Annotated in this window: 7 protein-coding genes; 3 read left to right on the forward strand and 4 right to left on the reverse strand. The window is 57.3% G+C overall.

The features are described 5' to 3' along the window. Positions 1 to 112: 112 nt before the first annotated feature. Complete coding sequence (locus QN377_RS22720; protein ID WP_095001804.1) at positions 113 to 445, reverse strand: YegP family protein; 333 nt, start codon at positions 443 to 445, stop codon at positions 113 to 115. Between the two features lie 172 nt (positions 446 to 617). Between QN377_RS22720 and QN377_RS22725 the strand changes: the two genes are divergently transcribed. The 3 genes from QN377_RS22725 (at position 618) to QN377_RS22735 (ending at position 4,762) form a co-directional block, all read left to right on the forward strand. Further along, complete coding sequence (locus QN377_RS22725) at positions 618 to 1,157, forward strand: RNA polymerase sigma factor (protein WP_095001805.1); 540 nt, start codon at positions 618 to 620, stop codon at positions 1,155 to 1,157. Next, complete coding sequence (locus QN377_RS22730) at positions 1,154 to 2,095, forward strand: FecR family protein (protein WP_095019257.1); 942 nt, start codon at positions 1,154 to 1,156, stop codon at positions 2,093 to 2,095. Before QN377_RS22725 ends, QN377_RS22730 begins: the two co-directional genes overlap by 4 nt. A gap of 120 nt (positions 2,096 to 2,215) precedes the next feature. Next, a complete protein-coding gene (locus tag QN377_RS22735; RefSeq protein ID WP_095019256.1) occupies positions 2,216 to 4,762 on the forward strand; it encodes a TonB-dependent receptor in 2,547 nt (848 codons plus the stop codon). A gap of 138 nt (positions 4,763 to 4,900) precedes the next feature. Here the strand turns inward: QN377_RS22735 and QN377_RS22740 are convergent, their stop codons facing one another. The 3 genes from QN377_RS22740 to QN377_RS22750 all read right to left on the reverse strand — a co-directional run bounded on the left by QN377_RS22740 (position 4,901) and on the right by QN377_RS22750 (position 7,151). After that, positions 4,901 to 5,221 (reverse strand): ribbon-helix-helix domain-containing protein, encoded by a 321-nt coding sequence (locus tag QN377_RS22740; protein WP_095001808.1) that lies wholly within the window; start codon positions 5,219 to 5,221, stop codon positions 4,901 to 4,903. A gap of 15 nt (positions 5,222 to 5,236) precedes the next feature. Then, on the reverse strand, positions 5,237 to 5,818 hold the full coding sequence (locus tag QN377_RS22745) for a DJ-1/PfpI family protein (RefSeq protein ID WP_095001809.1): 582 nt from the start codon (positions 5,816 to 5,818) through the stop codon (positions 5,237 to 5,239). A gap of 115 nt (positions 5,819 to 5,933) precedes the next feature. Continuing rightward, positions 5,934 to 7,151: a class I SAM-dependent methyltransferase gene (locus tag QN377_RS22750; RefSeq protein ID WP_095019255.1), complete on the reverse strand. Its 1,218-nt coding sequence runs from the start codon at positions 7,149 to 7,151 to the stop codon at positions 5,934 to 5,936. Positions 7,152 to 7,597 lie beyond the last annotated feature (446 nt).

Here is a 7,597-nt window from a genome sequence, read left to right on the forward strand (position 1 = left end):
AGATGTGTATAAGAGACAGTCGCGAAGGTCGTTCGCGAGCAGGCTCGCTCCCACAATAGGGTTTGATCTACAACAGAGTATCTACAGGGTTACAAGAGCACACATTCAGGTATCAAAATTTCTCTTTGATCACCGTGGTCGGGCCATTGTGCTTGACGCTGGCAATGCCCTTGTCCCGCGCGGCCTCCGAGGAGTACAGCTCGCTGGTGCCGATGATCTGGTGATTGGCCGCCTTCAGGTTGAAGTATGGCTTGCCGTCCTTGGCCACTTTCTTCTCGTAGCGCTCATCCAGCGGGCTGTTGACCTGCACCGAGGCGATCCCGCCCTTGGCCGCCGCCAGCGTGGTGTATTGCTCGCTGACCAGAATGGTTTCGGCATTCGCCGCCTTCAGTACAAAACGGAACTGCCCGCTGCTGGTCTTGCTCAACTCATACCAACCCGACATAGCCTTTCTCCCGAAATTAAAGGTTCCTGCACTTATTCAGTAAAGACCCCATGGGCTATTTATCCATTTATCGACAGGAATGAAGGAAACAGGAAATTTCAACGAGACAAATAGCAATGGTTATCGATACCATTCGCAGCTTATTTGCATCGCTGTGTCTATAAGGATCTTCATGTCTGGCCTTAAACCCGATCCGCCCGCGGCCGATCACTTTCGCGAGTTCTATACGCAAATTTTGCACTTTCTGCGCAAGCGTACCGACAACACCAGCGATGCAGCCGACATGACCCAGGATGTTTTCACCCAATGGCTGGGCTATCAGGACCGAGGCAAAATCGAACAGCCCCGGGCGTTTTTGTTCCAGATGGCGCGCAATCTGTTGCGCGATCACTGGCGTCGACAGCAAGTGCGACACGCCGCTCACGGCGAGCACAGTGAAAGTGAGGCCGAGCCCTTGAGCGATGACAGGGATGATCCGATGGTCGCAGCCCTGCGCCTGCAACGCCTTGAACAACTTAAAAGGGTAGTTGCAGAACTCTCGCCCAGGCGTCGAGAAGCCCTTATGCTGCACCGTTTTGAAGGCTTGAGTCAGGCACAGATTGCCGAACGCATGGGGATATCCGTGAGCATGGTTGAAAAGCACATTGCCCAGGCCTTGCTGCACTGCAAGCAACATCTACAGCGGGACAGCGGCAAGGAGCAGACACAATGAGCCCTTTTCACACGGCCGGTAACGACAGCATCGATGAACAGGCCGCCAATTGGTTTGCACGCAACCGCAATACCCGCAACCAAGGCAGCTGCGAACAATTCAACGCCTGGCATGCCAACCCGAGTCATGCCCGGGCCTATACCGAATTTGAATCGTTGTGGGCCGACCTGGGAGAACTTGAACAGATCAACTCGCCGGTCCCCCTCCCTGCCAAGCCCCGGCGCGCACACTTTGCGCTGGCCACTGCTGCCGCCGTGCTCTGCGCCGTCTTTGCACTGAACCTGGGCGCCCCGGTGGCGCTGCATCAACAGCAGGTCAGCACACTGGCCCAAGGCGCCCGCACGATATTGCTACCCGACGGCAGTACCCTGAACGTGAATGCCAACACGCGCCTGAGCCTGGACTTCAGCGCCCACCAGCGTGACATCTATCTGGACCAGGGCCAGCTTTACATCGAGGTCGCGGCCAACAAGGAGCAGCCGTTGGTGGTGCATGCCGGGGAGGCGCGCATACGGGTGGTCGGCACGGGGTTCGATGTACGCCGCAGTTCGCGCCAATTGGTGGTCAGCGTGGCCCACGGCGAGGTTGCGTTCATCCCAGACCCCAAGTCAGCAATGCTGCTGGGTGCACAACAACGCGCCACCTGGGACTACAACAGGGGAGCACTCATAAAACAGACGTTGAGTGCGGGCGAAGTGGCGGGCTGGCGCAGCGGCCATCTGTCCTTTCGCAATCGCGAACTGGCCAGCCTGGTGGATGAACTGGACCTCTACCGCCCGGGCCTGATTCAGTTGGCCGACGGCCCGCTGACTGGCTACAAGGTTTCAGGCAACCTGGATGTCAGCGATCCACTGGCACTGGTCAAAGCCCTGCCCGCCCTGATCCCGGTAAAAACCGTGCTGCTGGACAGCGGTAAAATCCGTATCGAACCACGCTAAAAAAACATATGCGAATATTTTCCATTCGCATATGTGGTTTTTTCATTTTGCTGCGTCTTCCTCCGGTCTGCGTTGCTAACGCATGTCTTTTTGGCCTTTGTTGCCACACCGGGGGATTTCATGTTTCGCGCACCACATTACTTCTCGCATTTGTGCACCCGCCCGACACTGCTGGCGGCTTGCCTGGCGATCAGCCTGCAAGCCCACGCCGAGTCGATCCAGTTGCAACTGCCGGCGCAATCGCTGGCCAGTTCGCTGAGCGAGGTGGCACAGCAGGCAAAAATCCAGCTGCTGTTCGACGAAGCCCTGTTACGCAACGTGAAAGCCCCGGCACTCAGTGGCACCTTCGAGCCACAGGAAGCTATCCAGCGCCTGCTTAAAGACACCGACTTCAGCCTTGTGCAGATCGATCGCACCTACGTCGTGCGGCCCCGGGAGTCTGGCACCACCACCAGCAACAGCCTGGAGCTGGGCGCAGTCAGCGTGGTGGGCAACGGTAGCGAGGTCGACTCCAGCAACGTCGGCAAGTCGACCATGACCCAGGAGCAAATCAACCGCTATCAGGCCAATAACATCCCCAGCCTGCTCGCCACCCTGCCAGGCATCAACCTCGGCGGCTCGCTCAAGCCCGGTGGCCAGACCATCAATATCTGGGGCATGGGAGAAGCCGAAGACGTACAAATGACCGTCGATGGCGCGACCAAAAGCGGCTTTGAGCGCTACAAACAGGGCACGATTTTTATCGAGCCCGAGCTGATCAAACGCCTGGAAGTCGAAAAAGGCCCCCACGATATCCACACCGGCAATGGCGGCTTCGCCGGTGTAGTGCACATGGAAACCAAGGACGCGACCGACTTGCTCGAAGAGGGCAAGAACACCGGCGCCATGCTCAAATACGGCTACAGCAGCAACGACCATCAACAGGTCTACAGCGGCGCTGTTTACGGTCGCACCGAAGATGGTCGCGCCGACGCTCTGTTTTACTACACCAAGCGCGACGGCGACGACATGAAGCTGGCCGGTAAAATGCCCAACCCCGGCAATGTCTACCCGGTTAACCCGCAGCGTCTGCCCAATACGGCCCAGGACCTGGACGGACAACTGCTCAAGCTCAACTTGCACCTCAATGACGAACACAGTGTGGGCATGTCTTACTCGCGCTCGAACAACTATTTGTGGGTGCCCTTCTCGGCCGTGAGTTACCCGGCGCCACCCAGCCAGGCCAACATCGACAAATTTGGTTACGACATTGCAGCGCGGCGCTACCTGTCCAACCGCTCGACGATCGACACCACCTGGTCGGCCAAATACAAGTACGAACCCCTGGACAACCCGCTGGTGGACCTGGAGGTCAAGTACTCGCACTCCAACACCGAGCAAACCGACAAGCGTGACGCCCAGGCTTACACCCAGCCCACCAGCGGCGGGCGCAAAATGGAGACCGGCTATACCGATGACATGCTCCAGGTCGAGAACATCAGCCTGTTTGCCAGCGGCCCGCTGGACCATGCAGTGACCACCGGCGTGCAATTTCGCAAGCACCAGCGTGATGTGAACATGTGGATGCCGGGCGGCATCTACGACGTCGAAAAGTACAACTACGGCCACTACCAGCCCAACTTCATGCCCCGCGGCAAGGTCGACACCAACAGCTTCTATATTCAGGACGCCATCACCTGGGGTGACTTCACCCTCACGCCGTCCATGCGCTACGACCACGTACGCAATCGCGGCCAGGAAAACGACGCGCCGTACTACAACCATCCGGAACTGGGCCATGACTACAGCGACAAAACCTACACTGGCTGGTCGCCTCGCCTGTCGGCCTTCTGGAAAATCACCCCGCAAACCGCCCTGTTCCTGAACTACAGCAAAACCTGGCGCGCCCCGGTGATTGACGAGCAATACGAAGTCCAGGGTATCGGCAGCCGCACCTCCAGCAGCCTGGGCCTTGATCCGGAACGCATCACCGGTTGGCGTGGCGGCAACATCACCACCTTCGACAAGATTTTTGGCGACAACGACCACGCCCTGGTGCGTACCACCCTGTTCCGCAACACCGTCGACGACGAGATTTTCAAGGCCACGGGGGTAGGCTGCGCCGCGCAAACGCCCACTGTCAGCATGAGCGATGCGTGCGGGCCCAACATGCCTAATTACCGCAACATTGGCAGCGTGACCATCAAGGGCTTCGAAATTGAGAGCTTCTACGAATCCACCTACGTATTCGGATCCCTGTCATACGCATGGATGACCGGCAAACACCAAGGCGCCTACACCAACCCTTGGGGTCCCAACGTCTGGGCGCGTGACATACCCGCTCCCAAGTGGATTGCCGTACTGGGCACCAAGATCCCGAGCCTGGATGCCCGGATTGGCTGGAAGGGAGAATTCGTACGCAAGACCGACCGCTTGCCGAGCGACAACTACTACAGCAGCCCGATCAGTGCGCTGGGCGACCGCTACTGGGACCAGTTCCCCAACGACAGCTACAACGTGCAGGGCCTGTTTGCCAACTGGAAGCCGCAGCAGCCGTACCTCAAGGGCACCGAAGTCAACTTCACCATGGACAACATGTTCAATAAAAACTATCAGCCGATGCTCAGTGGCGAAAACGCCTACAGCCAGGGCCGCAATGCCAAGATCAGCGTGACGCGGTTCTTCTGAGCTGGCTGATCCGGCAAACCCTCTGTGGGAGCGGGCTTGCTCGCGATTCCGCCGGCACGGTGTATCTGGCCGACCGCGCCGACGCCATCGCGGGCAAGCCCGGCTCCCACAGGTGTGTACCGCTCACACCCGCAAGCGCTATTGCGGGAGAGCGCGGCTACTGTTACGTGCTACCACACTCAACTCCGGCGCCTGCACCCGGCGCTGGCTCAAGTAGCGGGTGCAGCTCACGCGCAGGAACGAGGCAAAGTTGACTACTTCGCCGCGATAATCCATCACCTCTTCATAGAGCTTGGCCACCAACTGGTTGGTGGTCATGCCATCTGTTTCGGCGATTTCGCTGAGGATGTCCCAGAACTGGTTTTCCAGGCGCAAAGTGGTGACCACGCCGCAAATACGCAATGAGCGCGAACGTGACTCGTAAAGAATCGGGTCGGCTTTTACATACAGTTCACACATGGTCACGCCCTCTGCCTACAAAGTGATTTTGGTACCCAGCAAACCCAGGAATGCCGCCAGCCACGCCGGATGTGCCGGCCACGCAGGGGCTGTGGCCAGGTTGCCTTGCACATGGGCCTTGGTCACATCGATATCGATATAAGTCCCCCCCGCCAGCCGCACTTCCGGTGCACACGCCGGGTAAGCACTGCACTCACGGCCTTCCAGCGTGCCCGCAGCGGCCAGCAGTTGCGCACCATGGCACACTGCTGCAATTGGCTTGGCCGCCTTGTCGAAGTCACGCACTAGCTCCAGCACCTTTTCGTTCAGACGCAGGTATTCCGGCGCACGACCGCCCGGCACCAGCAGTGCGTCGTAATCGCTGGCTTTCACCTTGTCAAAGTCGAAATTCAGGGCAAACAAGTGCCCGGGCTTTTCGCTGTAAGTCTGGTCGCCTTCGAAGTCGTGGATGGCAGTGCGTACGGTCTGGCCTGCGGTTTTTCCCGGGCATACCGCATGAACCTGATGGCCGACCATCAACAGTGCCTGAAACGGCACCATCACTTCATAGTCTTCGACGTAATCGCCAACCAGCATCAGAATTTTTTTCGCTGCCATGGTGCGTGCTCCTGTGGGGTAAGACCTTGGGCCAGTAAGAGTAGCCAAGGTAACCCCTGAGCGCGCGGGCGGGTAATAGCCATGTACTACGTTCCCGCCGGAGCTGCTTACAGGCTTACTTCAGCAAACCGTCTGCCTGAAGCAGGGTTTCGAGGCAGTGTTCCTGAATGTTGTAGAACGCCTTGAGTTCCTGGATTTTCACCAACAACTGCGCCGGATCGGAAGGTCCGCCACGTTTGACCGCGAGGATCATCTTGTTTTTATTGGTATGTTCCAGCGAGATAAACTCGAACACCTTGGTGTCATAGCCGCAGGCTTCGAGGTACAGCGCGCGCAGGCTGTCGGTGACCATTTCGGCCTGCTGGCCCAGGTGCAGGCCGTATTGCAGCATCGGCTTGAGCAGCGCCGGGCTCTGGATTTGCAGGCGGATCTGTTTATGACAGCACGGCGAGCACATGATGATTGCCGCCCCGGAGCGAATGCCCATATGAATCGCATAGTCGGTGGCAATATCACAGGCATGCAGGGCGATCATCACATCGATCGGGGTGGGTGCAAAACTGCGCACATCGCCGTGCTGGAAGGTCAGGCCCGGGTGCTCCAGACGCTGGGCGGCGTTATTGCACAGCGTGACCATGTCTTCACGCAGCTCAACCCCGGCCACCAGGCCTTCGGCTTGCAGGCTGTGACGCAGGTAATCGTGAATGGCAAACGTCAGGTAACCCTTGCCCGAACCGAAATCCACCACCTTGACCGGCTGATCGAGCTTGAGCGGTGAGCTGCTCAGGGCGTGGGAAAACACCTCGATAAACTTGTTGATCTGCTTCCACTTGCGCGACATCGCCGGGATCAGTTCTTGCTGCTTGTTGGTCACACCCAGGTCCGCCAGAAACGGCCGGGTCAGATCCAGAAAGCGATTTTTCTCACGATTGTGCTCAGCCGACGGCACTTCGCGCTCTTGCTGGCTTTTGCCTTTGAACAGCGAGCTTTTACCCTTTTTGCTGTATTCAAGCTGCACTTCGTCGGTCAGGGTCAGCAGGTGGGCATTCTTGAACGCTTCGGGCAGCAGGCCGGCAATGATCGCCACGCCTTCGTCCAGCGGGAAATTCTTGGTGATATCGCGGGTTTTATAGCGATATACAAAGGACAGGCAAGGCTGCTCCTTGACTGTTACCTGCTTGATGATCACCCGCTGCAATTCAGCCTCGGGGCCCACGTATTTGGCCAGCACCAGCTTGATAAAGGAATTCTGGGCCAGACCGGTTTCCAGCAGGTTCAAAAATTGCGCACGATGATCCGGCACAGACGCGGCGGTGGTAGCAGTCACTGACATTGAAAAAGGTGCCTCGGGGGTGCAGGAGGGAAAATCAGAAAACGAATGGCAGGTATTTTAGGCGTGTTGGGCGCTCAGGGCACGGGGTAATTTCATACGGGCACGGACAGTGGCGGGTATGCAGACCTTGCCAACAATTATAAATGGTTTGTGATGTGAAAAATAATTGCAGCTCATATGAGTAGAACAGTAAGAATGCCGGCCGACATGTGAAGATCATTAACTTACACAGCACAACATGAACATTTAATAATCTAACCTTTAAAAAACCAACCAAAGTTACCAGCCTAAAAAATCACTTATGATAACTATCCCCCAGATATTTATCCCCTCCCCCATAAATATCACCACCAAATTCAAGACTAATATCCACGCGTCCAGCACCATAACCAGACGACTCGGAAGCAGAAGATCCGAAGGGTATATACTGTCTCTTATACACATCT

It is taken from the genome of Pseudomonas sp. CCC4.1, assembly GCF_035019225.1.
GTDB lineage: Bacteria > Pseudomonadota > Gammaproteobacteria > Pseudomonadales > Pseudomonadaceae > Aquipseudomonas > Aquipseudomonas bubulae.

What these genes read in the sequence shown, in the direction of transcription:
- QN377_RS22740 (WP_095001808.1), bottom strand. Translation starts at nt 5,221, where the DNA reads ATGTGTGAACTGTATGTAAAAGCCGACCCGATTCTTTACGAGTCACGT.
- QN377_RS22725 (WP_095001805.1), top strand. Translation starts at nt 618, where the DNA reads ATGTCTGGCCTTAAACCCGATCCGCCCGCGGCCGATCACTTTCGCGAG.
- QN377_RS22720 (WP_095001804.1), bottom strand. Translation starts at nt 445, where the DNA reads ATGTCGGGTTGGTATGAGTTGAGCAAGACCAGCAGCGGGCAGTTCCGT.
- QN377_RS22745 (WP_095001809.1), bottom strand. Translation starts at nt 5,818, where the DNA reads ATGGCAGCGAAAAAAATTCTGATGCTGGTTGGCGATTACGTCGAAGAC.
- QN377_RS22730 (WP_095019257.1), top strand. Translation starts at nt 1,154, where the DNA reads ATGAGCCCTTTTCACACGGCCGGTAACGACAGCATCGATGAACAGGCC.
- QN377_RS22735 (WP_095019256.1), top strand. Translation starts at nt 2,216, where the DNA reads ATGTTTCGCGCACCACATTACTTCTCGCATTTGTGCACCCGCCCGACA.
- QN377_RS22750 (WP_095019255.1), bottom strand. Translation starts at nt 7,151, where the DNA reads ATGTCAGTGACTGCTACCACCGCCGCGTCTGTGCCGGATCATCGTGCG.